The sequence below is a fragment of the Shewanella sp. 10B genome (genome assembly GCF_023475885.1).
Classification (GTDB): domain Bacteria; phylum Pseudomonadota; class Gammaproteobacteria; order Enterobacterales; family Shewanellaceae; genus Shewanella; species Shewanella mangrovisoli.
Genome location: NZ_JAMDJO010000008.1, coordinates 116629 through 142809 on the forward strand (window position 1 = coordinate 116629; position 26181 = coordinate 142809).

At 41.6% G+C, this 26181-nt stretch carries 27 protein-coding genes and 1 tRNA gene; 16 read left to right on the plus strand and 12 right to left on the minus strand.

Features of this window, described 5'->3' with window-relative positions:
* Positions 1-4: 4 nt before the first annotated feature.
* The 8 genes from flgG to M0415_RS19065 form a co-directional block, all read right to left on the minus strand.
* The gene (gene flgG / locus M0415_RS19030; RefSeq protein ID WP_011622052.1) at positions 5-793 is read right to left on the minus strand and encodes a flagellar basal-body rod protein FlgG; all 789 of its coding nucleotides are present in this window, start codon (positions 791-793) and stop codon (positions 5-7) included.
* 10 nt (positions 794-803) lie between these two features.
* Complete coding sequence (flgF, locus tag M0415_RS19035; RefSeq protein WP_249554522.1) at positions 804-1547, minus strand: flagellar basal-body rod protein FlgF; 744 nt, start codon at positions 1545-1547, stop codon at positions 804-806.
* A 172-nt stretch (positions 1548-1719) separates the two neighbouring features.
* The gene (gene flgE, locus M0415_RS19040; protein ID WP_088212009.1) at positions 1720-3081 is read right to left on the minus strand and encodes a flagellar hook protein FlgE; all 1362 of its coding nucleotides are present in this window, start codon (positions 3079-3081) and stop codon (positions 1720-1722) included.
* A gap of 62 nt (positions 3082-3143) precedes the next feature.
* Positions 3144-3932: a flagellar hook assembly protein FlgD gene (flgD, locus tag M0415_RS19045; protein ID WP_249554520.1), complete on the minus strand. Its 789-nt coding sequence runs from the start codon at positions 3930-3932 to the stop codon at positions 3144-3146.
* A gap of 24 nt (positions 3933-3956) precedes the next feature.
* Entirely contained in the window at positions 3957-4373 is a 417-nt protein-coding gene (gene flgC, locus M0415_RS19050; protein WP_011622048.1) for a flagellar basal body rod protein FlgC, read from the minus strand.
* A gap of 2 nt (positions 4374-4375) precedes the next feature.
* On the minus strand, positions 4376-4780 hold the full coding sequence (gene flgB, locus M0415_RS19055; protein ID WP_011716395.1) for a flagellar basal body rod protein FlgB: 405 nt from the start codon (positions 4778-4780) through the stop codon (positions 4376-4378).
* Between the two features lie 144 nt (positions 4781-4924).
* The gene (locus M0415_RS19060; RefSeq protein ID WP_176399945.1) at positions 4925-5764 is read right to left on the minus strand and encodes a CheR family methyltransferase; all 840 of its coding nucleotides are present in this window, start codon (positions 5762-5764) and stop codon (positions 4925-4927) included.
* Between the two features lie 101 nt (positions 5765-5865).
* Positions 5866-6786 (minus strand): chemotaxis protein CheV, encoded by a 921-nt coding sequence (locus M0415_RS19065; protein WP_088212012.1) that lies wholly within the window; start codon positions 6784-6786, stop codon positions 5866-5868.
* A gap of 204 nt (positions 6787-6990) precedes the next feature.
* Here M0415_RS19065 and flgA point away from each other — a divergent pair, with 204 nt between their 5' ends.
* From flgA to M0415_RS19080, 3 genes are all read left to right on the plus strand, one after another.
* A complete protein-coding gene (gene flgA, locus M0415_RS19070) occupies positions 6991-7698 on the plus strand; it encodes a flagellar basal body P-ring formation chaperone FlgA (RefSeq protein ID WP_088212013.1) in 708 nt (235 codons plus the stop codon).
* A 76-nt stretch (positions 7699-7774) separates the two neighbouring features.
* Complete coding sequence (gene flgM, locus M0415_RS19075; protein ID WP_249554511.1) at positions 7775-8101, plus strand: flagellar biosynthesis anti-sigma factor FlgM; 327 nt, start codon at positions 7775-7777, stop codon at positions 8099-8101.
* Positions 8102-8103: 2 nt separating this feature from the next.
* The gene (locus tag M0415_RS19080; protein ID WP_249554508.1) at positions 8104-8529 is read left to right on the plus strand and encodes a flagella synthesis protein FlgN; all 426 of its coding nucleotides are present in this window, start codon (positions 8104-8106) and stop codon (positions 8527-8529) included.
* A 134-nt stretch (positions 8530-8663) separates the two neighbouring features.
* Here M0415_RS19080 and M0415_RS19085 read toward each other — a convergent pair whose 3' ends face one another.
* Both M0415_RS19085 and M0415_RS19090 read right to left on the minus strand, forming a co-directional pair.
* Entirely contained in the window at positions 8664-9113 is a 450-nt protein-coding gene (locus M0415_RS19085) for an LPP20 family lipoprotein (protein ID WP_088212016.1), read from the minus strand.
* Positions 9110-9742, minus strand: coding sequence for a FlgO family outer membrane protein (locus M0415_RS19090; RefSeq protein WP_088212103.1), 633 nt, complete (start codon positions 9740-9742; stop codon positions 9110-9112). The genes M0415_RS19085 and M0415_RS19090 overlap by 4 nt, the downstream gene beginning before the upstream one ends.
* 239 nt (positions 9743-9981) lie before the next feature.
* On the opposite strand from M0415_RS19090, the gene M0415_RS19095 reads away from it, so the two are divergent.
* From M0415_RS19095 to M0415_RS19140, 10 genes are all read left to right on the plus strand, one after another.
* Positions 9982-11148, plus strand: coding sequence for a flagellar assembly protein FlgT (locus tag M0415_RS19095; RefSeq protein WP_088212017.1), 1167 nt, complete (start codon positions 9982-9984; stop codon positions 11146-11148).
* Positions 11149-11203: 55 nt separating this feature from the next.
* Positions 11204-11279, plus strand: a tRNA-Arg gene (locus tag M0415_RS19100).
* 211 nt (positions 11280-11490) lie between these two features.
* Complete coding sequence (locus tag M0415_RS19105) at positions 11491-12345, plus strand: hypothetical protein (RefSeq protein ID WP_249554506.1); 855 nt, start codon at positions 11491-11493, stop codon at positions 12343-12345.
* An 18-nt stretch (positions 12346-12363) separates the two neighbouring features.
* A complete protein-coding gene (locus tag M0415_RS19110; protein WP_249554504.1) occupies positions 12364-13494 on the plus strand; it encodes a hypothetical protein in 1131 nt (376 codons plus the stop codon).
* A 132-nt stretch (positions 13495-13626) separates the two neighbouring features.
* Positions 13627-13815, plus strand: coding sequence for a helix-turn-helix domain-containing protein (locus M0415_RS19115; protein WP_006082439.1), 189 nt, complete (start codon positions 13627-13629; stop codon positions 13813-13815).
* A gap of 231 nt (positions 13816-14046) precedes the next feature.
* Positions 14047-14349 (plus strand): hypothetical protein, encoded by a 303-nt coding sequence (locus M0415_RS19120; protein WP_249554502.1) that lies wholly within the window; start codon positions 14047-14049, stop codon positions 14347-14349.
* The gene (locus M0415_RS19125; RefSeq protein WP_249554500.1) at positions 14342-16051 is read left to right on the plus strand and encodes a replication endonuclease; all 1710 of its coding nucleotides are present in this window, start codon (positions 14342-14344) and stop codon (positions 16049-16051) included. Before M0415_RS19120 ends, M0415_RS19125 begins: the two co-directional genes overlap by 8 nt.
* Positions 16052-16350: 299 nt before the next feature.
* Entirely contained in the window at positions 16351-17397 is a 1047-nt protein-coding gene (locus M0415_RS19130; RefSeq protein WP_249554498.1) for a hypothetical protein, read from the plus strand.
* A 395-nt stretch (positions 17398-17792) separates the two neighbouring features.
* The gene (locus M0415_RS19135) at positions 17793-18605 is read left to right on the plus strand and encodes a hypothetical protein (RefSeq protein WP_249554496.1); all 813 of its coding nucleotides are present in this window, start codon (positions 17793-17795) and stop codon (positions 18603-18605) included.
* A gap of 402 nt (positions 18606-19007) precedes the next feature.
* Positions 19008-19847 carry a phospholipase D-like domain-containing protein gene (locus M0415_RS19140; protein ID WP_249554494.1) on the plus strand — a complete coding sequence of 280 codons (840 nt, stop codon included), beginning with the start codon at positions 19008-19010 and terminating at the stop codon, positions 19845-19847.
* Here the strand turns inward: M0415_RS19140 and M0415_RS19145 are convergent.
* Positions 19840-21180, minus strand: coding sequence for a tyrosine-type recombinase/integrase (locus M0415_RS19145; RefSeq protein WP_249554492.1), 1341 nt, complete (start codon positions 21178-21180; stop codon positions 19840-19842). The two genes, M0415_RS19140 and M0415_RS19145, sit on opposite strands and share 8 nt — an antisense overlap.
* Positions 21181-21411: 231 nt before the next feature.
* Here M0415_RS19145 and M0415_RS19150 point away from each other — a divergent pair, with 231 nt between their 5' ends.
* From M0415_RS19150 to M0415_RS19160, 3 genes are read left to right on the plus strand one after another with little or no spacing between them, the layout of a single operon-like run.
* Positions 21412-22701 (plus strand): motility associated factor glycosyltransferase family protein, encoded by a 1290-nt coding sequence (locus tag M0415_RS19150; RefSeq protein ID WP_088212018.1) that lies wholly within the window; start codon positions 21412-21414, stop codon positions 22699-22701.
* Positions 22701-22952, plus strand: coding sequence for a hypothetical protein (locus tag M0415_RS19155; protein WP_088212019.1), 252 nt, complete (start codon positions 22701-22703; stop codon positions 22950-22952). Before M0415_RS19150 ends, M0415_RS19155 begins: the two co-directional genes overlap by 1 nt.
* Before the next feature lie 55 nt (positions 22953-23007).
* Positions 23008-25509, plus strand: a complete 2502-nt coding sequence (locus M0415_RS19160) for a motility associated factor glycosyltransferase family protein (protein WP_088212020.1) — start codon at positions 23008-23010, stop codon at positions 25507-25509.
* 121 nt (positions 25510-25630) lie between these two features.
* On the opposite strand, the gene M0415_RS19165 is transcribed toward M0415_RS19160, so the two are convergent.
* Complete coding sequence (locus M0415_RS19165) at positions 25631-26050, minus strand: transposase (protein WP_088212021.1); 420 nt, start codon at positions 26048-26050, stop codon at positions 25631-25633.
* Between the last annotated feature and the right edge of the window lie 131 nt (positions 26051-26181).

Sequence of the window (26181 nt, forward strand, 5' to 3'; positions counted from 1 at the left end):
GCCTCTATAGATTCTGATTCACATAAGCCAGCATTTGATCGACCGCCGAAATCACTTTGGAGTTCATTTCGTAGATCCGCTGACTTTCAATAAGATTCACCAGCTCTTCGGTCACGTTTACGTTAGAGGTTTCTAACGCGCCTTGACGAATCGCCCCCATACCATCGAGTGATGCAGTGCCTTGGATAGGCGTGCCACTGGCACCGGTTTCGGTGTACAGGTTTTGTCCCATAGGGTCTAAACCCGATGGATTAATAAAGTCGGACATGCTGAGCTGCCCCACCACTTGGTTTTCCGCCGTGCCCGGTGTTTTCACCGAGACTTCCCCCTCGGCAGACACGGTAATGCTGGTCGCATCATCGGGAATCGTGATTGCAGGTTGCAGAACGTAACCCGAACCTGGCGTTACAATTTGCCCAGTATCATCTAAGGTAAATTGACCATTACGGGTATAGGCTGTGGTGCCATCGGGTAGCTGTACTTCGAAAAAGCCAGGGCCTTCAATCATCAGATCGAGTGAGTTATCCGTGGTCAACATATTGCCTTGGGTAAACATTTTTTGAGTGGCCACCACTTTGGTACCCGCACCAATATTTAACCCATTGGGTAACTTAGTGTTCGAGGCACTAATGCCCCCCGCTTGGTTAACGGTTTGATAGAGTAAGTCTTCAAAGACTGCGCGGCTCTTTTTGTAGCCGACGGTGCTGGCGTTCGCGACGTTGTTTGAAATCACCGCAATATCGGTTTGCTGTGCGTCTAAGCCAGTTTTACTAATCCATAACGCTGGATGCATAATTTATCTCCTAACTAATCCGCATTAATGAAGATGAAGCGCGGTCATTTTCTTCCGCGGTTTTCATCATCTTCACTTGCAATTCAAATTGTCGCTGTAGGTCGATTAAGGACACCATCTCATCCACAGGATTGACGTTACTGCCCTCTACAGCACCACTCTCAACAAACACGTTTGGATCGGTTGGCGCCGGATTACCCGATACCAAACGGAACAGCCCATCCTCACCGCGCATCATTTGCGCGTTACCGGGATTGACCAGCTTTAATCGCCCCACCTCTTCGATCACTTCCGTTGTCGCGCCCTGAGGACGTACCGAGATAATGCCATCCTGTGAAATGGTGACTTTTTCAATCGGCAGCGGTAACACAATCGGCCCCGCATCGCCCATCACTGGATTACCGCGGTCGTTATGTAATAACCCTGTTGAGTCGAAACTTAAGCTTCCTGAACGGGTATAGGCCTCACTGCCATCCTTTGCCTGCACAGCGAACCAACCATCACCTTTAATGGCAACGTCAAGATCCCGCCCTGTGGTTTTGATGGGGCCTGCTCGAAAATTGGCGGAGGGGGTTTCAACCATGGCAAAAACCCTCGATGGCAATCCTTCACCAAAGGCTTGCATCGATCTGGCTTGCGCCATATCCGACTTAAATCCATCGGTATTGGCGTTAGCTAAGTTGTTGGCACGCAATGCCAACTCATTCATGTTTTGCTTAGCTCCGCTCATGGATATGTAGAGGAATTTGTCCACAGACTGCTCCGTCAAATTTTCAACCTGACAATAGCAAAGCAAGCATCATGCCAATAAAATTAACGGCTAATTTACTGATAAATTGGGAGAAGATTATGAGGAAATGGCTACAAGGCCAAAAGAGGCTAAGTGTTGCCGCCAGCGGCAACACTTAGAAAAGGGAGAAATCAGCTTAACGAATTTGCAGTACAGTTTGTTGCAGGGTGTTGTTCACTTCGAGGGTACGGGAGTTGGCCTGGAAGTTACGTTGCGCCGAAATCAAATCCACCAGCTCAGTCGTTAAGTCGATGTTAGATTGCTCTAACGCCGAAGAACTGATGCTACCGAATGTACCACTGTTTGGTTCACCCGCGAGCGCTGGACCCGACTCAAGGCTGGCCTTCCATGAAGTGTTACCTACTTGGGTCAAACCTTGCTCGTTGGCAAAGCGAACTAAGGCAACGCGGGATAATGGCACGGTTGAACCGTTAGAGTAGCTGGCGGTGATCAAACCATCTTCACCGATTTCAACGTTTGTTAAACGGCCTACTGTCGTACCATCCTGCGTTAATTCGGTTGCCGCAAACGGCGCCGAGTACTGAGTCGGTGCATTAAACTTAATGGTCACATCTTGAGTGCCATCGGCACCTGGGCCTAACACGCCAGCACCACCCACGCCTAACGCTTCGGTCGTCACGACCGCTGGATCACTGCCGGTATACACGCCGACAGAGTTAAACTTCAACACTGAACCTTTCCAACCGCCAGTGGTTTGGGCTGTCCCAGTACCATCGGCCGTACCGTCACCATTGGTATCAGTCTGATAAGTCCCCGCAGGGCCAGATACATCCACTTGCTTACCATCAATCGCGTAGTAAGCAACCCAGTTGTTTTCACCGTTATAGGAGCCGTTATTTGGCTTCACAAAATAGGTGGTCATGATATGCGGCTCACCGAGTGAGTCGTAAATCGTCATCGAGGTCACGCTGTTATAGGTTTTGGAGTCCAGCGGGTCAAAGGCTGCAGGATCGAGTGAACCTTCTTTCGCGTTCAAGTTCATCTGCATAGTCACGTTTTCAGTCTGAACAGGGCTACCGGCAGTATCAGGAATTTGTACTGGCTTAGCGGTGGTTAAACTGACGGATGTCGAGTTACCGTCTTTATCTACCGGGAAGGTTTGTAAATAATTACCAGCTGAATCAACCATATAATTATTTTTGTCGACTTTAAATGCACCAGCACGGGTAAACTGATGATCTAAGGTACCAATCTCAGATGCGGTCACAAAAAAACCGCCCCCTTTGATCGCTAAATCTAAAGAGTTATTGGTCAGCTGCAAACTACCTTGGTGGAACTGCTGCGCCACTTGGCTCGTTGCCACACCACCACCGACGGCGGTTTTAGAGTTAGAGAAAATTGAATTAGCGTAAACATCCGCAAATTCAGCACGCGATTCTTTAAAGCCAATGGTATTAGCATTCGCGATGTTGTTCGCTGTAGTGTTTAAGTCTTTCTGTGCAGCAGAAATGCCACTCAATGCAATGTTAAACGACATAATTCACCTCTACATTTCACTCAATTCAATTAAGGACTCAGGTCCAACTTAATACTGACAAATTAGGTTTCTGATACCGCGAGTACATCAGAGAGCTTAATACCTGCACCACCGCGAAGATTCAGAATCGCCCCAGTGCTTGCAGTGCCTAACGAAACACTGGTCACATGGGCATAGGTCGAGACGGCAAGCTCTTGAGATTTACCATCGACCAGTCCACTGGCTTTAATGGTGTAATTACCGGCACTGACAGGCTCGCCATTCTTATTCAGGCCATCCCATGTCACAGGAATGTTGCCGCCATCACTGCCATCGATGTTAAAGGTACTGACCACTTGGCCTTTATCATCCAGTACACGCACGTTAATCACAGGAATTTTATCTGGCGTACTCACCACACCACTCAAGGTAGGGCTTTCGGTCGACACATTGCCGGTATCGGTTGGGATCAATACCTTACGTCCAACTAATCCCGATGCTTGCAGCGCCTGACTCGAGGTCATCACACTGTTTAAATTGACGATTTCATCGTTAAGCTTTGAAATACCATCCACGGTCGAAAAGGATGCCATTTGCGCAATCATCTGATCGTTGTCGACGGGCTTAAACGGATCCTGCATCGACAACTGCTGACTGAGTAATGAGAAAAAGTCTTCCTGCGTCAGCTGTTGGCTCTTGGCTTCTGGCACAACCGATTGGCTAGGCAAGCGGATCCCATCTAAAAATGGATTGCCGGTTGATGTACTCGTTGTGCTCGTTGTGCTCGTGGTATTAGTCGCCACCGTATTCGATTGGCTCTTAGTTTGAGTCGTCTGAGCCGTATTCTGGCTAAGTTGGTTAATGAGGCTCACAGCTTACCTCCTAAATCGCGCATGTTATTTACCCATCCCAAGTGTTTGTTGCAGCATAGATTTTGCGGCTTCAGCGACTTGAACATTCATCTGATATGAGCGAGAGGCAGAAATCATATCCGCCATTTCTTCCATGACATTCACATTCGGCTTATAAATAAAACCATCCGCATCCGCCATCGGATGATCGGGCGAATACTCTTTTAATAGGGGTTTATCGCTCTCAACGATGCCTTTTACTGCAACACCTTGAGAAGCTTGCTGTTGGCTCTGCGCTTTCGCCATTTCAGCTTCAAAAATGGGATGACGTGAGCGGTAAGTTTTATCAATACTGCTAGAAACAGAATCGGCGTTAGCGATGTTACTCGCCGTGGTATTGAGTCGGACGGACTGAGCTGACATACCAGAGCCAGCCACATCAAAAATGCTAAATAAACTCATGATTAATCCCCTCTCAGCGCTTTTTTCATGCCGCTAAACTTACTGTCCAAAAATCCCAGAGACATTTGATATTCGAGCGCATTTTGCATAAATGCCGACTGTTCCTGTTGAATATCCACTGTATTTCCATCTCCAGTATCTGGCTGATTTGGCACACGGAACTTCACGTATTGTCCCGTTAACTGTGCGAGGCCAAAATGCTGCTCATCGCCGGTCATCTCAAGGCTATTGCGTTGCTGTTGCTGGGTCTTCGCAATATTTAAGGCCGCAGAAAAATCGACGTCACGGGCTTTATAATGTGGCGTATCGGCGTTTGCGATGTTGCTTGAAATCACTTCGGCACGCTCGGCACGTATCCCCAAAGTGAATTGGTGCACACCTAGTGCCTTATCAAAATTAATCGCCATAAAATTGCCTCCATCGTGACTCTCACGGGAACAAAGCAATTCATGTGCCAAAAAACAGAAACTATCAGAAATGTGTAGAAATGGGGTTTGGCGGGGTAAAAAATTACCGACTCATGTCGGTAATTTTTATTTAATATCAGAGCATTAAGTCTTTTTCTGGTAATAGATACCAGGGTTGCAACGAACCATATCAAATTCATCCGTCAGACCCGCAATCGACTCTGACGCGCCGAGAAAGAGTATGCCCTTCGGATTTAATGCGGCAGCAAATTGCCGCAAAATTTTTGCTTTTGCCTCAGGGGCAAAATAGATCAGCACATTTCGGCAGAAAATAATGTCGAACTTGCCTAGCAAAGTGTAACTCTCAAGCAGATTGTGGGCGCGAAAATTGACTAAACGCTTAACGTTGTCCTTTACCCGCATGTTGCCAGAGGGCAAAGCATCAAAAAACTGGCGCTTACGTTCCTCCGATAGGCCACGTGCCAATGCCAAACTGTCGTACTCGGCATTTTTGCAACGTTCCAACATCGAAGGCGAAAGATCGGTCGCTTGAATTGAAGCGCCTCCCGGCAAAGCTCCCGGCTTCTTCTGTTGATATTCTAAAATCGTCATTGCCAACGAATAAGGCTCTTGGCCAGAAGAACAGGCAGCCGACCATATCTTTAATGGACGGCCCAACTTACTGTATTCAGGTAGCAATACATTGCCTAGTAACTCAAACGGATAGCGGTCACGGAACCAAAGCGTTTCATTGGTCGTCATCGCATCAATGACTTCCGCCCGCAACGCGCGCTCCGTTGGCTTCATCGAATGTTTCACCACATCGGATAACGAAGGCAGATTATATTTGCCCATCAAAGGCGCGAGACGGCTACGCACTAGGTACTGTTTATTTTCCCCCAGTACGATGCCGCTGTGTTGTTCTAAGAACAACCTAAATTGATTATATTCGGCTTCTGCGAGTGATTTGTCAGGCACATTCACGTCCTAGATCCTATAGCAAGCACCCAAATAAGTGCCAACAATCATGTAATAAGGGCTAGATTATAGCGTAAAGCACCACTAGGCACTAACCCACACTTTCACTACAAACTTAAATGCTTGTTCACTGCCGCAGCTAATTCGTCTGGGTTGAATTTAGCGATAAAATCATTAGCGCCTACTTTTTGTACCATAGCCTGATTAAACACGCCGCTTAACGAGGTATGTAGTACAACCTTGATATGCTTAAGCTTTGGATCGTCACGGATCTCAGCCGTTAAGGTATAACCATCCATTTCTGGCATTTCAATATCCGAGATAATCAGCGGGATTTCCTCGGCCACATTATTCATTTCACCCGCAATAGCTTTTAACTTATCGAGCGCTTCACGGCCATCTTTTGCCGTATCAATCTGTAAGTTTAACGACTCGAGCGCGCGAATAATTTGTTTACGAGCCACTGCCGAATCATCAATCACCATAATATGGTAATGCTGACTTCTATCGATTGTCAGTTGCTCATTGACTTCTTCACTGATTGCAGTTTTGACTGGTGAAATTTCATCGAGGATCTTTTCAACATCAAGAATTTCAACCAGTTCACCTTCGATTTCGGTGACAGCGGTTAAGTAAGAATAGCGACCAGCCCCTTGTGGTGGCGGCATAATGGCTTCCCAGTTCATGTTGATGATACGTTCAACTGAACTGACTAAGAAACCTTGTACGCTGCGGTTATATTCTGAAATGATGATAAAGCAATTTTCAGTGCTGGCTAACGGACGCCCGCCGGTTGCAGCACTCAGATCGATTACCGAAATAGTCGTGCCGCGAATATGGGCGACACCTTTGACGTAAGGATTAAGTTTAGGCAAAGTCGTTAACGGTGGACATTGCAAAACTTCTTTTACTTTGAATACGTTAATCCCAAAACGTTGACGACCATTCAACTTAAATAGCAATAGTTCTAGTCGGTTTTGACCTACGAGTTGGGTTCGTTTGTTGACTGAATCAAGAATACTCGACATAACTCTGCCTTGTTGTTCTGTTTATGTACGGCCCTAAACTCGTTTGAGTATAGGCATATTAATTGCTTACGTCTTGTTATCGATAACCATAGTTGAAACTGAGTCAAACTTCTGACACGAAATCTTGGCCGTTATGGCATGGAACAGTTTCAAACTTGATAAAAGTATAGGTGCATTCTGGCGTTACAAGCTAGTCTCTTCATTATGAAAGTAAATTTAGTCTATTTTTTGAGTATCATCGCCCTTTCCTTCGCCACTAAGGCCAATGCCGAGCCCGTGGTACCTAGCATATCGGCGATATCCGAATTAGCTAAAGCTCTTATTAATGAAAAGATTTCAGTACCATCTAACGCTAAAGTTGAGATCCTTCCGCAAACGATAGACAGTCGTTTGCTTCCTTCTCAATGTGCCTCTCCCATTCGAGTCGAGCTCGCCTCCGACCGAGAAATCAGCCGCAACAACACGGTAAAAGTCAGCTGTGATACACCCGATTTAGCCTACCCTTGGCAGATTTTTATGTCGGTGCGGGTCGATATTCTTTTCCCGGTTGTGGTCGCTAGCGAAACACTGGCGCCAGGCGAACTGATCAGCCCAACACAGGTTGAAATCCGTTACGTCGACCAAAATAGTTTACGCGGTATGCAATTTAGCGATACCAGCCAACTTTCAGGAGTACGGGTAAAACGGCGTGTCGCCAAAAACTTCCCTATTTTTGCCAATAACCTTTGTTTTGTTTGTAAGAATGATTCAGTATCAATTTATGTGCGTTCCAGCAATTTTGTGCTAAAAACCGTAGGCGAAGCGCTACAGGATGGTAATATTGGTGACCAAATTAGGGTCAAAAATAGCAGTTCAAACAAAGAACTAGATGCCATAGTCACGGCCATTGGCGAAGTCGAAGTTAGAATGTAAAATAAACTAAAGCTTTTCGATGAGCTGCCGATACCCCAGTTAAGAAATCCCCGTATACACGACGCTGGAGCCTAAAATGGCAATTGATATTAGCAAATTTAACGCCGGAGCGGCCGCGCAAGTCCGTTCAAACACAACAAAGAAAAGCAGCGAAAGTGAGCAATCGACTCAGGTTGCGGCTAAATCGACTCAACAGAAAGGTGACTCAGTTGTCATTACGGCTCAAGCTCAACAGCTACAAGGAGCTCAAACCAAAATGGCCAGCCTACCTGAAGTAGACCAAAAGAAAGTCGCTGAGATTAAACAAGCGATTGCCGAAGGTCGCTATAAAATTGACCCCGAAAAGTTGGCTGCTAACATTGCCAGCTTCGAAGCTGAATTGAATGACCTCAATAAAGAGTAACTATGACAGAAATAGCTAAACTGGTAGATCAACAACACGCCCATTTGGCTGTTCTTAAACAGATTATTCTTAAGGAAAAAGGCGCTTTGGTTGACCAAAACGCCGATTTGCTTTTATCGCTTGCGGATCAAAAATCATCATGCCTGCAAGAACTCAAGGCCAATGATGACTTACTGGCCAATCACAGCGATAAATCCTTACTCACCTCGCAAGTAGAACTATCCCATAAAATGGCCGCCGTAAAAGAGGCCCTTGCCGAATGTAAGGATCTAAACGCTCAAAATGCTAGCCTCATCGAGATGAATCTAGCGAGTCTAAACCGTTTTGCCCAAGCCTTACAGGCGAGCCGAAACGCGACTACTCTGACCTATAACGATAAAGGCAGAACCTCGACCCTTTCAAGCTTAGGCAATGATTTGAAAGCCTAAGTCATGCATCATAAGTAAACGGGATATAAACAAAAGCCGCGCTAAAACTTAGCGCGGCTTTTGTTTATTGGTACAGCACGACGAGCAGTCATCCAGACCTAGCTCTAAAACCAACCCTAGCACCAACCCTAGCACTAAAAATAGGTAACATCTTTAATTCTTTGTGGGCGGCTCTGCTGTTGGTAAATCTGCCATACCTTGGCAAAATCAAGTTCTAACTCAGTCACATAGTGGTCCCCTGCCGGATAGCTTTTTACCACTTTCGCGCCGCGGATCACCCCAGTCACAGACGCTTTAACATTATCATCTGTCAGCATCCAATCACTGACACTACTGTTGGCGGTGATCTTCTGTCCATACACTTGTTCAGCCAGTTCACGGTAGGCCACGATTTTTGACGCCTGCATCGCCATTAAAACTCGTTGGGACTGCTCTTTGGCCGGTTGAGTCGCTAGCGGGGCGTAACCTATTGCCGTCAGTTTAGGAAAACTACTTGGGGGCACATCTTCCCACTGAACATATCTATCTTTAGTTGCACACCCAGTAAGAAGGAGCGCCGCAACAATTAGTAAGTAGCGTTTCATTTTCCATCTCCTAGTACCCGAACCTCATTCATACCAGGGCTCGACTGGCGATATAAAATCCCATCCTGAGAGATAACTTGCTCGGAGGGCTGCATGTAATTACTCAATTCTTTTTGAGTCACAAAAGTCTGCGATGCCGATACCACACGATTGTTACTTAGAGTGACAATCCGAGTATTGATTGCCATGCCATTGGTTGTCGGGCTCATGGTCGATACGACGATATGGTCAACGGGTAAATTGGTCGAAAGCTTTTGCCAATCGCGCGTCAAAATAAAATCGCCATCAGCCGTCACTCTCAGCCCATCACCTAAATTCAAATCCACCACATTGAACATAAAGCTATGCAAAGACGTCATCAGCCCTTGCTGCAGCTGCTGCGCCAGTGCATTGGTGCTACTCAAATTCCCAACTAACACAGGCGTGGCAACAACGATAGGCTGGTCGGGACGCAGTGCATCATTCTGCTTGACTAACTCAGTCACAATTCGCTGCGCGAGATGATTAATCGTCGCCGTAGGCGGCAAACCATTGCCGTCAGCTAAGCTAGGTTTGGGCGGTGCCACGGGTTTAGTCGCACACCCAACCAGCACTAACAGTGCCAGCGGAATGAATGCACGCTTCAGCATAAGAGTAACCTCGTCATCAATATCAATGTGGCCCAGTGGGAGCCGCAATCTTTGCCATAAAGCAAGCAAGTATTAGACCAAGTCAAAATATTGCGCTTAATGAACTCCCCAGATTATCGACAAATCCATTGATAACTTTATCCCTATACCTCGATAAATCAGGCATAAAATTTGCTTAGAGCCATAAAGCACTGCCAGTAAACTGACTCATCCCAGCAAATTTAGTTAAGGGCTTATTGATGAACATACTAAGAAAGAACTTGCTCATAATCAGCAGCCTACTGCTATTTGCTGCACAGGCAAACGCCGAATGGGTCGAGGCCAGCGGCGAAGCGGTGATCACTAATGGCAACATCGCCCAAGCGCGTGAAGAAGCCATCAATCAAGCAGTGAGTTATGCCACGCTCAGTACGGGTATCCAAATCAGCAGTGAGCAGCAAACGACTAACGGCAATCTGACGCAAAACAGCTTTGCGATTAATCGTTATGCCCAGGCGATTAGCATCCAATTAGTGAGCGAGCGTATTGAAGGCAGCAAAATTTATGTTTCCCTCAGGCTCGATCTTAATGATGACCCCACCCAGCAATGCCCTGCTGGGCAGTTAAAAGCCGCCATCTTAATCCCCCAAGCGCAAATAAAAGACCGTGCACAGTTACGCTACGGACAACTCTCTGGATTTGAAGAAGTCATCTCCGAGAAACTGGGTAATAGCATCGATGGCTACTCATCCACTGGTTTTAGCCATATCCATGCCAAAGAACGGCTTGATATCGCACAGGAACTTGTCGATATCCGCGGCTATCGACTCCCCAGTTGGTTAAGTGAAATCACCGATAGCCAATATATTTTATTGCCACAAATCATCGATATATCGACTGAGCCTGTGCAATCTACCTTTATGGGATGGTGGGATGAAGCGCCACTCAGACAATTTCAATTTAAACTCAGTCTCTATCACGGCATTAGCGGTGAGGAAGTGTGGAGCAAAACCTACAGTACCTCTGCCCCGTGGGAGTTTGAAGAACAGGCCATCATAGCCCCTAATAGCGACCGATTTTGGCGTTCATCCTATGGCAGAAATATCAGCCAAATCATGCAAGAAGCAACTCGAGATATAGACAACACGCTCAATTGCAGGCCACTGCTAGGGCAAGTCGTCAGCCGTCAAGGTGACAGGATTATCCTCAACTTAGGTCGCAAACACGGCATTCGAGTTGGCGATAAATTCCAGGTCGTGTTACAACAAAACTTACCCGATAGACTCAACGAAATGCGTGCCGTCGCCACCAAGAGCCGAGCAACGGTAAAAATTGAACAAGTCAGCGAAGAAAGTGCAACGGCAGTCCTCGTTGACCAAAATGCGGCTTACAATGTACAGATAAACGACATCGCGCTTAAGATTTAAGCAACTAAATCATAAGCCTTTTAATCAAAGATAAAACCAGTATAATCACAGGCGTCTCTTCATAGCTCAACAGGATAGAGCAGCCGCCTCCTAAGCGGCCGATCGGGGTTCGAGTCCCTGTGGAGAGACCATAAGTCACTTTTTATCTATAAAATTCAATAATTTACGAAAATCGAAAAATCCTGTGCCGCCTATGTGCCGCCATAGGAATGACGTTTTTTAGAATTTTTTTTCGTAACATTTTCAAAAATCCCCCTTTTGCCCTGTTCATTTCAGTTATGGACAATTAACCCTATTTCTAATACTTTTCCCTATGAGTTAACGAACAGGGAAAATAGCTTTATGACGGAAACTTCATCGCAAGAAAAGTTCACTCAAACACTCGAAGGGATCATCGAGCAATATTCAATTTCCGAACCACCCGAATTTTTGAAAGTCCTCATCGCTCTCCCTGACTCTCCAGATAAAGACAAAATGTTTGAAGATATGCATGAAGTATTTCGCGCCATAACTTCACCCTCTGAACTATCCAGCAAACTCCCCAAAGGCACAACTGAAGATACGGTCGCAAAAGAGCTGGCAAAAATTCCAGACAGTCAGAAAATCCTTAGTGAAGAACAGCAGAAAATGGTGGAGCTATTTATTGAAATGCTATCTTCATCATCGAGCAATGAATCTCAGATCGATATGAATTATGTACGAAGGTTCGCAAATGCCGATTTTCCGCTTTCATCGGACACGAGTGATGAAGATGAAACTGTATTAATAAACTTACTCAACAGCCAACCAGAGGCCATAGCTGAGTTTATGCAAGCGATGATGGCGTGCCACATGGCTGGAATGACCAAAGCAGCCAATCTACTAAGTCGCCTTTTTGCAGAGCACGTATTGGTCATTGAAAACGAAAGCTATCTGACACTTCAAGCTGACATAACCAAGCATAAAGAATTATTCGACAAAGCTTCTAAATCTGGAAGTTCAGGAAGAAATAAGCGTCATGGCACTAGAGATAAAGTCGTGGCCTACGCCATCCAACTTTATAATCAACGAAATTACGATAATCCTCACCAAGCCGCACAGATGATTACAGAACAAGTCCTTGATTTCGCAAAAAGCGTTGGCTACTCATTTTCATCTCCATATCAAGCAACTAGAACAATTAATAGTTGGCTTAGTTCACAACAAACTAATAAATAATTTAAATGGATTTGTCCAATGATTAACCATAAAACTTCTTTAGTTACTGCGCTATTCTCCACAGGACAGTATCCAATTTTTAGCGCATACGCTGACCTGTTGATTGAATTTTTTACCGAGGATGAAAGCAACATTTGTGAATCCGATATGGAGATGCTCTCGATTGCATTGGGCGATGGCGCTCATAAGTTGTACATAGAAGCTCGGTCAAAAACCAGTCCATCTGATAAAATTGATTCTATTTTCAATAATTTCATTAAGCTAAAAATTGAAATTTTGACCTCAATCTTTACTAGAGGAAGTGAGCTATCAGCAAGGTCAAATCAAGCGGTTGCAAAACTACTATTTGGGCAATATAAAACCGTTCTCGACAATATTGAAATTAGAAGACAACAAGCAGTCCAAGAAAAACAAACTAAAGAGTTAGCCGAGAAAAAAGCTCAAGCAGATGAACTCCTGAAAAAACAGCTAGCAGCGGAACAAGCATATCAAGCAAGTCACATTGATTTTGATGATTTCGAAATTCACGGCGTAAAGAAAAACTCGCGAGTCGACAAGCTTCTGAGCCAACTTCGCAAAAAGCCAATCACCCAAGAAGAAATGGCATGGCTTTCTGACGTAGGCTTTTACAATGAACTTATTGAGCAAAAAAATCATATTCAATTAGCTCACCAGCATTATCAAAACTGGAAACAGAAAAACATGCCTTGGGAGCTGGTCAATGCAAGTGCAGCCTACAGAAAAGGTGGCGAACTAAAGAAAATCCGAAAGACACTAAATGAACAGTATCCATTTGCCCATTCAGGGAAAGACAAAAAGCTGAAATCAGCTCTATTGACGACCTTTGGCGGGGTCTGTAGAGATCAAGAAGACTTCACCAGAGGAATAGAACTTGGGCATGAAGCACATAAAGTGACACCTTTAAATTTCATGCCATGCACCTTGCTTGGAGCGATTTATCTATCAACTGGTGAGTTTGACCTAGGTCATGAATGGTACGGTAAAGCAAAAGATAGAGGGTTTACTCAAAATGCTTATGACAACGATATCAAATCCGTTTATTTCAGAGCCTGTGATGAAATAAAAAGCCGCCTTAAGCAAAACCTTATTGCAACTGGTCACAAATATGACTGGCTTAGTAAGCCTTAAGTATTACCGTGACAGGGTGTGACGGTACTGTCACACCCTGTCACAGTACTTTCACACCCTGTCACGTGAATACACACTAACCCCATCGACTTAACCTAACTCCTGACAAATCTACTTTAATCAGGAGTTACTATGAACGATCTATTACTTAGCCCGACCGAGGTCGCCGAATTTCTCGGCGTCACCATCGGCACCCTATCCGTTTGGCGCTGTACTGGCCGCTACCCATTGCGCTTCGTTAAAGTTGGCCGCAGCGTTAAGTATCGCCAAAGTGATGTTGAATCCTTCATTAACGGGAGGGTTTATGATCACACTCTTTAAATTCGGTTTCCTATTTTACGTCATCATTCAATTAGCGGTGATCGACCACACACTTCAACAATGCCTAGAAACCATTAGGTTATATAACGAGTCCAAGTACCCGTTAACGGGTACAGAGACCGAAATCGAAAAGGTGTACCCGTTAACAAGCACTGACTCTGTTAACGGGTACACCTTAAAAGCCACTGACCAAAAGCAAACAGTTCCGTTACATAACGGGGAGGTTAAATAATGATGACCTCCTCTTCTATCCCCATGCCCAAGCTCACCGATGAACAACAGGAGTTTGCCCAATGGCTCTTACAGGGAAATAGCCTTTTCCTGTGCTCAGAAATTTGCAGCGACTTTGGCAAAGTTGACGGTATTGAAACCTTTAACGGCCATTTTCAAAAACGCACCCTCTTTAGATTAAAGCGTGAAGGACTACTCACAGAAAGCACAATATTTGAGATGGGCATTCGTTGGCAAAAGTTCACGCTTAACGAGCGAGGTAAGCAATTACTGACTAACTGCGAGGTAAAAGTACATGCTTAATGTCCATGAACACGATAAGCAATGGCTTGATAATAAGCTCTATGGTCTGCCCTCGCCTCATCGTATAGCGATTATGCGGCAATATCGTAAGAAGCCAAACCGCCGTGAGGCCAATCTAAGCGTGTTACACCTGACTAAACGCATTGCCGCCGTTATGGGCAAGGACAAACATTTCTACCATGTGAATATTGAGCAGCAAGATATAAGCGCAAAGGCAAAGCAACACGCCCGCCGCTGTATACAGATCACAGCGCAAGCAGAAGGTAAGGGATTACTCACTATCTACAACACGCTATTACATTACATGGCGTGCTATAGCATTAAGCCGCCAAAACTGAGCGAGACAATTATCAACCATCTTAAGTTGGACACACTTGATGAGATTGAGCTTGCCCAAGTCTATGGCGCACTCGCCCGCGCTGGTGATGAAATTTGGTGGAAGCGGAAATTAAGAAAACAACGCAATCTGCAAATTGAAACCATTTCACGGGAACTCAATCTGGTCAGTAAACAAAAAGGCATTTATGCCAGTAACATTACCGTCAGCAATTTTCAAACCCAATGGCAGAGCAATCAACAGCTTTTAGAAAACACCATAGCCACCAACGAACACGGCTATAGTGCAAGTCTTGGCGAATTATCCAAGCTCAATGTCTCTAACCCTGCTATTCGCAAGGCCGAGTTGATGGTTCGCATCCGTGGCTTTGAAGATTACGCCAAAGAAATGGGCTATAGCGCCCTATTCTTAACCATGACTACACCGTCTAAATACCATCGCTGTTTTGCCAGAACGGGCGATGAAAATCCCAATTGGAATGGTGCAACCCCACTCGATGCCCAAGAATACCTTAACCGCACCTTTGCCCGCATTCGTGCCGACCTTGCCCGTGAACAAGTCACCCCATTTGGCTTTCGTGTGGCAGAGCCACACCATGACGGCACCCCGCACTGGCATTTACTGTTATTCGTCCCTACCGAGCAACAGCAAACCTTAGTCGATACCTTCACACACTATTGCTTAGAAGAAGATGGTGGCGAGCAAGGCGCAAAAGAGCGCCGCTTTAAGGTGGAATATATTGACTCAGCCAAAGGTTCTGCCACTGGCTACATAATGAAATACATCTACAAGAATATTGACGGAGAAGGCATCGAATACGATAGCTACGGCAAAGATGCAACAAGCTCAGCAATCAGGATAAAAGTATGGGCGTCATGTTGGGGCATACGGCAGTTTCAACAAATTGGTGGCGTTGGCGTTACCCCTTGGCGCGAGTTAAGACGCCTAGACGCAATTAAAGATCCGTCACTTGATTGGATAGAGGCCATTCGCCAAGCAGCCGACAGCAGCAACTGGGCTTTATACACTCAGCTTATGGGCGGCGTGTTTTGTAAACGTGTCGAGCAAACCATTCGTCCGCTATATAAAATCCAAACCAGCGCGCTTCAAGCCAGTACCTTCAGCAGTGGAGCAACTAACACACAAAGCAAGCCAATTGCCGCATTAATCCAAGAACAATCCCGAAACGCATTGCAGGAATGCGGGAATAGCCAGAAAGAATACGGAAATCATCCCGAAAATTCCGAGAATCAATTGCGTGCGGGAATCAGCCAATCGAATGCGGGAAATTACTTCAGGAACTTTTGCAGGACTTTCGGGATTAGATGCAGGAATTGCAGAAACCAATCCCGAAATTGCCCCTGAACACTATCAGCCACTCAAAACCAATCGCTATGGCGATGCCGCACTAACTCAGCTTAAAGGGATTGTGTCCTTCGGCGTTGAGATCATCACCCGCGTACACACATGGACACTGGCAACTAAGTCTCAGGTTCAGAAAAACGCTTTTTGCTCTCACTTGGAGTTCTGTCAATAACTGTACATCTGGAGTTCAATCACCATAAGTAGGTCTCCCAAGAGAATAATAAGACCTCACTCTAATTGAATAAGCATTTATAAAAGAGTAGGATAAAGAAGTTAACATTCTAATTACTTGAGACAAAATGAATCTACCTAAGAACCCTACTCTATTAACCCCTAGCAACCCGCTGGAGAAGTTACTTCGTGGTCTTGAAGCTACTGAAGAACTGCACTACTTCAGCTTTATATCAAAAGAGTTAGGGTTCAAGGTATCGACTGATTGGCCGAGAACAACAGCCCAAATATCTGAAGATATTCAGAAACCAAGTTCAATTCGACCAAATGTAACAATGGCAAACCTCGAAAAACTAATTGATGAAGTTATCATTGCATCAGATCACTCATATAGGATCTATAGTGCAGATGTAAGCTCAATAACTGCGATTAACAACATTCCCAATAATGTTAAGAACACAGATTTCAACACAACGTTAGCTTCTTTGTATCCTGGAAAATTAGACTCAAGCGCAAGCATTACAGACGGAGCATCATTAGTTGCCATCAAAATGTTAGATGCTGGTACGGCATTTATTTTCTCATATGTATATACAACAGCTAGCTTTGATAAAAAATCTCAAACACTGTCGAGAGAAAAGAAGCAATATTTTAACAATGTCTTTATACCTAAAGGCAAGAACAGAATTGAAGTTAGAGTATCTAACAAAATCAATAAAAATGATCGTGATGATTGCTTCAGACAGGTATGGACAGAGTTTTTAAACCTCACAGGTTCACACTCAGTAAGTTTGAGTACCGTACAACAATTAGACTTTTTCAAATCTATTGAGTCATATTATGCAGATAAAACTGCAGGTAGAGTCGCATCAGCCACAATGACTACTAGTGAAGTTAGTAGTGACGCCATTTTATCCAACAAAAGAAATCGAAATTACTGCGCGAGAACACAGTCAGTCACAGACGACAGCGGTAAAAATCACATTTACAAGTGTAGGGCTGTAAAAATTCGATGGCAGCATGAAAATGAAAAAAGATGCGAACTAGAGTTGTCTGTCGAGCCACACAAGCATCATTGGGACGCAGAATTCTGCAAAACTGTTGAAATAAAATTTCCAAAATCTCTTCTGAGATTAAATAGGCTTATTGATGACCTTATCGCACGAGCTAAATAAAGTTAGGAACCGTTTAGAAAGACTTCTTCAGAGTAAATACGACCTTAACAAGGTCGAGAACTTTCGTAGGTTTTTGACTTATATTGAGAATAATCTTGATGAATCATATTACAATATAGCTAAAATCCAAAAGATATCGAACGCCACAAACATAGACGAAGTAATTGATATAGTTGAGTTTTTCTCAACCGTGCTAGAAATCGAATACATATATCTTACAGCCGATGACGAGTTACATATATCAAGAGAGTCTTATATAAATACCATAACAAATGGAGTTCCACCAATAAATATGGAAAGTGGCATAGAAATAACGGATTTTGAAATTGAAAAACTGAGCTTTTATTGCACCTTAAACTCTTAACTAAAACTATAGATTATTGATAGGTCACCGATTGAACTTAACAATATCAGGATTAACAGCACAACAACATGATCGACTAGTAAAAGCCGAAATACGATGTAGGCCGCCATCAGAGTCAGATTTTGTGAGCTTATTAGAAGAAGATATCGCTAAAAAAATAACTCTGATGGAGAATTCGTCAGATAAACACTTTTATTCGATGGAAGATGATATCACAAATGAAATTGTTGGCGCTCTGATTACTCTTGGATATGATGCTTCAGAACAAACTAAAACAAATGGCGCTGTAGATATAACGGTGAAAAATGGTGATTATAAATGGATTGCCGAAGCAAAAATTGGTAATTCTGACTACGCAATCTTTGAGGGCTTTTTACAACTTTTAACAAGGTATATAAAAAGAGACACTCAAGCGGGTGTACTAATTTACTATAAAAAAATAGGCGCCACTATAGAGTTAAGTAAATTTGTTACCTACCTCAAAGAAAAGAAATGGAAAAAAAGCAAACTAATTGCTAACTCTGAAACAGCCATGGAGATTATTGATTTTGTTTTTGACGAAATTCAGATAATTAACAAAACTGACAATTCATTTACCCTACTAACAAAAACCACCTCAGGAAATAATATAAAAGTAAAAGTATTTAGTGCTGACTTTTACTTCTGCCCTGTCGATAAAAGTGGTAGAAATGCTGGAAAGATAAATAAAAATGCTGCTCATAATGAGCTAATGATATTACACCAACAATGGAAAGAAAGTAACTACGAAGAATTAAATCTAGACACTTTGAAATGTGTTCTTTCTAGAATATCCCAGTATGACAGCGGTGACTACCTCCAATAAATTTCTGATTAACTTATCAGCATCTTACCAACTCTCGCCTTTCATCTGGTGAGAGTTCTCCAATCTAGCTAACAAGCAGTCCCTTACTTTCGCTCTCTCTTTGAGCAATCTCAACTCCAAAATCCAGTAAAACCATAGTGACGCTTTCAAGCTATCTCCTTACCTGCTCGATATCCAAGTGGTGATAGCTACTGGCTTTAATACAGGTTATTGCTTAAATCTTTCCCTACGGCAGATTGAATCAGAAAATTTTCATAGTTCTAATGCATAATGCTGACTATGCTTATTCATAAAGGCTAGTAAGATACGTTCTGGATACATGCTGGATTTTAAGAAATAATCAAAATTCAACATTCTTAGAGCAATGCAATAAACTGAATTTTTCACAAAAAAGGAATTGAAATGAAAATAATACATGGAAAAGTCTGGGATACTATAATTGCAGAATCTCAACAATCTAAAATTAAAAGAGTAGCTGTTTCATATCTTACAGATATAACTTTATTAAATTTCAACAAAGGAGATCAACTGATAGTTGATGCATCTCATGAGAGTATAGCCTCAGGAAAAACTTGTGCAATCGCATTAAGAGAATTATTTAAAAAAGATGTAATTTTGAAGTCTCTAAATAATTTTCACGGAAAAATGTTTCACTTTGGTAAAATTCTAATTGTTGGCTCAAGCAATGTATCTACAAACTCTAAATCAAATCTATTAGAAATAATACAAATATCTGATGATAAAGACATATTGTTAGATGCACTAAAAGTATTCAATGAACTTTCTGATATGGCCATCGAAATTAACAGCGACTTTATAGACTTAGCACTAACCATTGAAGTTGAAAAAACAAATACGAACTTAAACACTGCCTGTAATGAATGTAGATTCGTTTTGTACACCCCCCCTAATTCACTAAAAGAAAAGAAATTATTGAGAGCATACTTTATCGCTTTAATTGAGTTGCAAACTGGAAAAATTAATACCGAAAAAGCGTTTAGATTATGGAAGACAACCCCGAACCTTCAAACTCATATCGATAATGGAAGATTAGAGTGCATTTCAGATGGGGTCTACAAGTTAAAAACAGAAGGTGTCAAATACTTTAACCGTGAAAAACAAAAAGCCTTACCTGATTACCACAACTCATTTACAAAAGCACTCTGCTCTGGAAATCAGCAAGATTTGCCAACAGAGTTAAAAGACAAAAGATTGAAACCTTTCAATCCGAAAATTAAATAGAATGAAAGAGTTCTCTAGTATTGTCCTTCAATTCTTGTAACTCTTCACTCGAGAGCTGTTCAATCTCTCTCACCAGCTTATCAACCCTCGACTCTTTAACATAAGTCCCCAGCAAATGCGCTGTGGTGATCCCCAACTCTGCCCTGACATTTTCAATGTCTAAATGAGCATAGGTACTAGCAGTGATACTAATATCGCTATGCCCCAACAGCTTACTAGTCGTCTGGATATTGCCGCCACGCATCACACTCCAACTGGCGATGGTTCGCCGTAGGTCATGGATAGTGACGTTATCCTCTTTCGCTGTTGCTGACTTTTCAGGACTCCTAAGCCCTGCACGCTCGGTAATGCGATACCAAAAACTGCCCTTACCCGCATTTTCGGTGATGTGGCCTGAATGACTACGTTCGGCAGGGAATACATATTTAACGCCGTGAGCGGCTTCATGGCTTCGGCGTTCAAGAATCGCCATCACCTCTTTGGTTAATGGCACCGCATGGGGCTTTTTCGATTTAATCTTACTGGTCGGGATAATCCACACCCCGCGCTGGTGATCTATCTCGCGCCACTCCATGCTAAACACACAGCTTTTACGCTGCCCTGTTAACAGCAATAACATGACTACATCACGGTAAAGCGGCGCTTCAAATTCTAATGACTCGAGTAATGCCCTCACCTCATGCTGATTCAAAATCCGCTCACGCTTCACCGCCGCCAATTTTTTGATGCGGCCAAAAGGATTAATGGCTTGCTCGTTAAACATCGATTTGAGCAAGGTCAGGCATTTGTTACGCACAGCAGCAGAGTTTTTAGTGATAATCAGTTTAAGTAGGTTTTCGGCTTCGACAGTGGTGATACTCTCAACAGGTAAGTGAGCAATGCGCGGCTGAATATGGTTCTTCCATGTAGATTGAATATCCTTAAGGGAATTGAGTCGCCGCTCACCCGTTTTAATTTTGACCATAAACTCGGCTTCGAAGGATTCAAACAGTTGTTGAACCGTCATCGAGAGGGCTTCTTTAAGCTCAGCCTCTTGTTTTGCAAGGCGCTTTGCTTCGTTGGGATTGATACCTTCGGCCAAGTCTACGGCGATATATTTGGCCTGCTTGCGAGCGTTCTCTATGGTTAAATGCGGGAACTCCCCGATCGTCACTGTGACGTCTTTACCTAACTGCTTGCGGCGAAAGCGAAAAACCTTTTTTCCCGATGGAAAAACATCTAAGATTAAGCCATTAATCGAGTCTCGATGGCCGAAATCGGCGATTCTGAAGCGTTTTTGACCGATTTCGAGCTGTTCGAAAGCACGTTTTGTGAAGGTTGTTTCAATAGCCATAGTCACTTAGCCCTAAATCCTGTGCCGCCTATGTGCCACCACAGGCATTAATTTAGACTAAAATACAGTAATTTTGGTTAATGTCAAAATCGCAAAAACTTTCGTAACATTATGTTTTATATTGATTTAATAAATTTGGTTAATTTCCATTAACGTCGCTAACTGTCTCCTGTGGAGAGACCAGATAGTGATGTCGGTGATATCAATTGACCAAAGCTTCCGAGGAAACGGATGACTGAACTATTTGCCACTAATTTGAGTATCATTACTAAACGCTGGCCAATTGTGGCTGCAGCCCTACAAAGTCAATCGATAGAACACCTGGATGCCTTCCTAGTTACTGGACGCAATCAAACCATAAGTGTAAATGGCATCCAATTAAGTAGCCGTCACGATCGTATTGCTGAGGCCCAACTCTTTATCAGTACACTGCCCCTCGATGCGACCCAAGTAACTGTCTACGGTGTAGGTATGGGTGATGTTCCAAGTTTATTAATCGATAATCCGCAATATCAAACAATCAATGTATGCATTCTCAATCTTGCTGTCTTTGCACTACTGATTAGCTACACAGATCAGAGTGAATGGCTGAGTCATCCACAAGTAGAATTGCTCGAAAACCTTAGCCAAACAGTTAATTTTCCAAATATCGCGATTACACCTGATCTCTCACTTGTCAGTGATGAAAATGCAACATTACGCGATTTATTAATTTTCGAAAAGTGCATCGAATTTTCGAATAAAAAACATCAAATAGACTACCCCAAGTTACAGATTCGCTTTGAAGAAAATAGTATATTTTTAAGAACAGATCCTAGCGCTGAACTTCTAAAGTCAAAATACAATAAAAAATCAGCATTTATAATAGGATCTGGTCCATCTCTTGAAAAAAAATACAATTACCTAAAGAAATGGCAGTTAAAAAATGAAAGCGAAAAACCATTAATAATATCAGTTGACACAGCATTTAAAGCATTAGAAAGTCAAAATATATTCCCCGATATTGTAATTAGTATAGATAAGAATATAACCAATGAGCATTTTCCAACTTACATCCCAGATAACATTAAATTAGTTTATTTTCCTACAACATCTCCAAGTGTTATTCGTTCATGGCCAGGTCCAAGATTTAATGCTTACTCTAAGGGAGGTATTTATGACAATTTTAACTTTAAAAACCCCAAAATTAGATTATATACTAATGGAAGTGTTATTCATCCTGCTATAGATCTTGCAGTGTCTTTAGATATTCGTGACATTACACTTTTTGGTTGTGATTTCAGCTACCCCAACAACAAGACACATGCATACTGGGAAGATGGGCAACTCGGACCGACTTCGAAAAATGCTAAGCATTGGGTCATTAATGGCTATGGAAAACGTGTACCAACAGACCTAAATTTCAGAGGATACTTACGCAGTTTAGAAAGTTATATAAAAACTAAGCCTAGTGTTAAATTCTATCAATCTAGTTTAGATGGTGCATATATCCAAGGCACTCATTTCAAGGAGTGTTCCTGATGGATAATCAAGAAAAAACTGAATTAATCCAGCTATTGATTTTCACCGCTCATCAGTTCCGTCTTGCTAGAGAGGCTGAAGGTTTAGATCATTTTAAGCTTTGCATCGATGAAATAGAAAAAAAACAATTTTATATGATGAAAGAAGAATTTGAAATTTTACAATATTCTATGCTTACTGCAATGGAAAGGCATGATTGGCTAAGTCTTGCGGATGACATTGAGTACGAGTTGTCTATGTTAATAAAATAACTTTTTACATTTAAGAACTAAATTCAGTAAATTTATTTAAACTTAAGGTGAAAATATGATTTTAAACAAAGAAAAAAATACTGACACTAAAAATAGCGACCTTATCATATCACCTAAATTAACCACCAGTAGATTTGGAGAATATTATTTAGCCAGCGTTAACCGTAAGAGCTTTGAAGTTATTGACTCAAGAACTTTATATAACAAAAAATTTAAAGAAGAATTTGAGATTAATGATAACCTAAATATCATTATCGGCTCTGACTCCGGATTACTTATTAAATACATAATGGAAAAATCGATACCAAAGGGAAGTAAATTTATTTTCATAGAACTTCATGAAGTATTAAATATCCTATCAATAGAAATACCTAATAAATATAAAAAAACAATCACCATTTGCAATGAAAATAACTTTATTAAGTATTTCAAGAAAGATAGTTTTGACATTTATTTCTTAAAAAACAAATGTACTCTACACCCTTCTATCGCAGTATCTCATGAACATATAGAAAATTACACACACCTTTATAATAAAGTAAAGAAAATAATAGAATCAATAATCAGTGAACATCAAATAAGTTTTTCACAACAAATATTTACAAAGGCTCAATTTGAAAATATTAGTGAAATGATACACCCTGCAAAAATCTTGAAATCAATCCTCCCAAATAGAACGGCAATAATTATTGGTGGTGGTCCGTCAATGGATGAACATATTGACTGGATTAAGATAAATAGAGCTAACTTGGTAATTTTAGCAGTATCACGCATTGCTGATAAACTAATTTTAAATGATATTATACCTGATTTTGTAATCACTGTTGACCCTCAAGATATTAGCTTTGATGTTAATAGTGAATTAATGAAACATTTTGATAAATTCATCTTGATTTTTTCTTATCACGCTTGCCCAAGAATTGTTAACCAATGGCAAGGTAAATGTATGTATTTGGGCAATAAGTACCCATGGGAAGAAGAGGGTAATATTCCAACAATTGGCCCAACCGTGAGCAATAGTTCGATTAGAATTGCATTAGAAATGGGATGCACGCAGATATTATTATCTGGCGTTGATTTTTGCTATTCGCAATCTGGATATACGCATGTAAAAGGAACTCTTGAAGCAAACCTTGGTCCCAATCTGGGTCAAATTGGTGAATGGGTCGAGACAAATGGGGGCTTGAAAGCTGAAACTCCAATACAGCTTCTATATGCACTTGATGCGCTTCAGAGTGAGGTTGCATTATATAATGATGTCGATTTTGTAAATTTATCTATAAACGCTGCAAAAATAAACGGCGTACGATACTGCCCAATAGAAAACATTATCCTTAAAGATACAAATAATATTTCCAATATCATAAGCAATATACATCTATCTGAAAACCGGATGGATGTTATTTCAAAAACAATAAATAATGTGCAAAATTCATTAAATAAGCTCTCCACATTACTTGAAAAGATCAATAGCGCTATAGAATTAGTAAAAAAAATGGACCGCACTGAAATCTCCCACAAAGAACTCATGCTTCATTCAAGAGAAATAAGTAAAATCGAAAAAAATATTCAATTTAAATTCCCAGAACTGATTAGTTTAGCAAAAAACTATGGATTATATGAAATCTCAAAATCCTTATCATTACAGGATAGTGATGACTGGGATCAGAATACAGTGAACTCAATGCATAGAATTTATTTCTCAGCATTAAAAGAATCGATTAACGCATTAATTAAATTGTCATCTGACTCTTTGGAAAGGCTTAAATCTAGAATGATTGAATCTGAGGGGGCTGAATTATCCAGGCTCTTTCCACAATGGAAAAATGACAATCAACCTGGTCGGGTTCTTATATGGTTAAAGAATGTCTCTAATAAAGAAATCAAACTTACCAAGAGTGAGATGAAATTAATAGAATTACTAAAAAACGATTACAAAAACCAAGTCAATAAAAAAAATTTAAATTATGAGAACAAAATAAAAAATTCTAATAAACTTGAAAGCATATTCAGAAAGGCATCATATTTTATTGAAAACAAGGACATCTCAGGTCTATATTATTTATTATCATGCTTAAATCCTGTTAAAAACAAAAATAAAGAAATCAGAAAATTATCCACTTATATAGAAGCTAAAGCTTTAGAGCTGGAAAATAAATTCAACTTAGCATTAAATAAAATTTTAGAAATCCCTATCAATCAATGTACAGAATATGAGCTTAAGCTCACTATAAAGCTTGCACTTAAAAACTCAAACTTACCTATCGCTGAGAGATATCTAGTTGAAACACTAAAAATCTCAAAAGAATTTATGCCGCAATATGCTCATCTATTACAGGTTGAAGGAAGACTAAAAGAGTCTTTAAATGTGTATTTAGATTATTTAGAGGAGTATCCTTCAGATGTACCAATTTGGTTAAAGCTTGGCACTTTCATGTTAGATTTAGAACAAATAGAATCAGCTAGGTTTGCTTTTTCACAAGCTTTAATAGCGGATCCCAAAAATATAATTGCTATTGAGTTTATTGAAAAAATTAATACCCATTTATTGAAGTAAAGAATCCACTTTCTTAGAAGTCAACTTTGATTTTCCTCTGAAAGGGTAATCCTCCGATTTTTAACCGTAGTTAAAAGTAGAGATTAAGCAGCCATCAAAGGGCTATTTCCTTTCAGCAACTTCATCGGTAGCGACAATTGAGCCTCATGCTCTGGATCTTGCTTATCTTGATGGCAAACATAGCGTCTATGATTTCCTCATTTACACCTACCGTATCAACAAAATAAGCCCTCGCGCAAAAGATATTTCCCCATATTTTTTTGCGAACATGAGGGAATTCGTTAAAAACTCCGCCCTTCAATACCCCATTAATGTGGATACTTACAACTTTTTGAATATTATCACAACTAGATGCACGCGATCTATCTGGATAATTTAATTCTAAGAGCTCACAACGTTTCATATTGCATAGAATATAAATCAACCTGTATAGCTCTTTTACAAGTTTACCTTTTAGAATGTTGAATCTGTTCTTAGGCGTCCAAACGAGATGATATTTACAACGCCAGTAAACATCAGATGAACGTCTGTTATCGCCCATGTTTTCTCTTATTTGTGGTTAATAATAAAATCTCTTTTAACATGGACGTTATTCAGGCTATAGCCGGACAATCACCACCGCCAGAGGCGGTGGTTTTGGGATACCAATAAATAACCGTTAAACTATTCAGT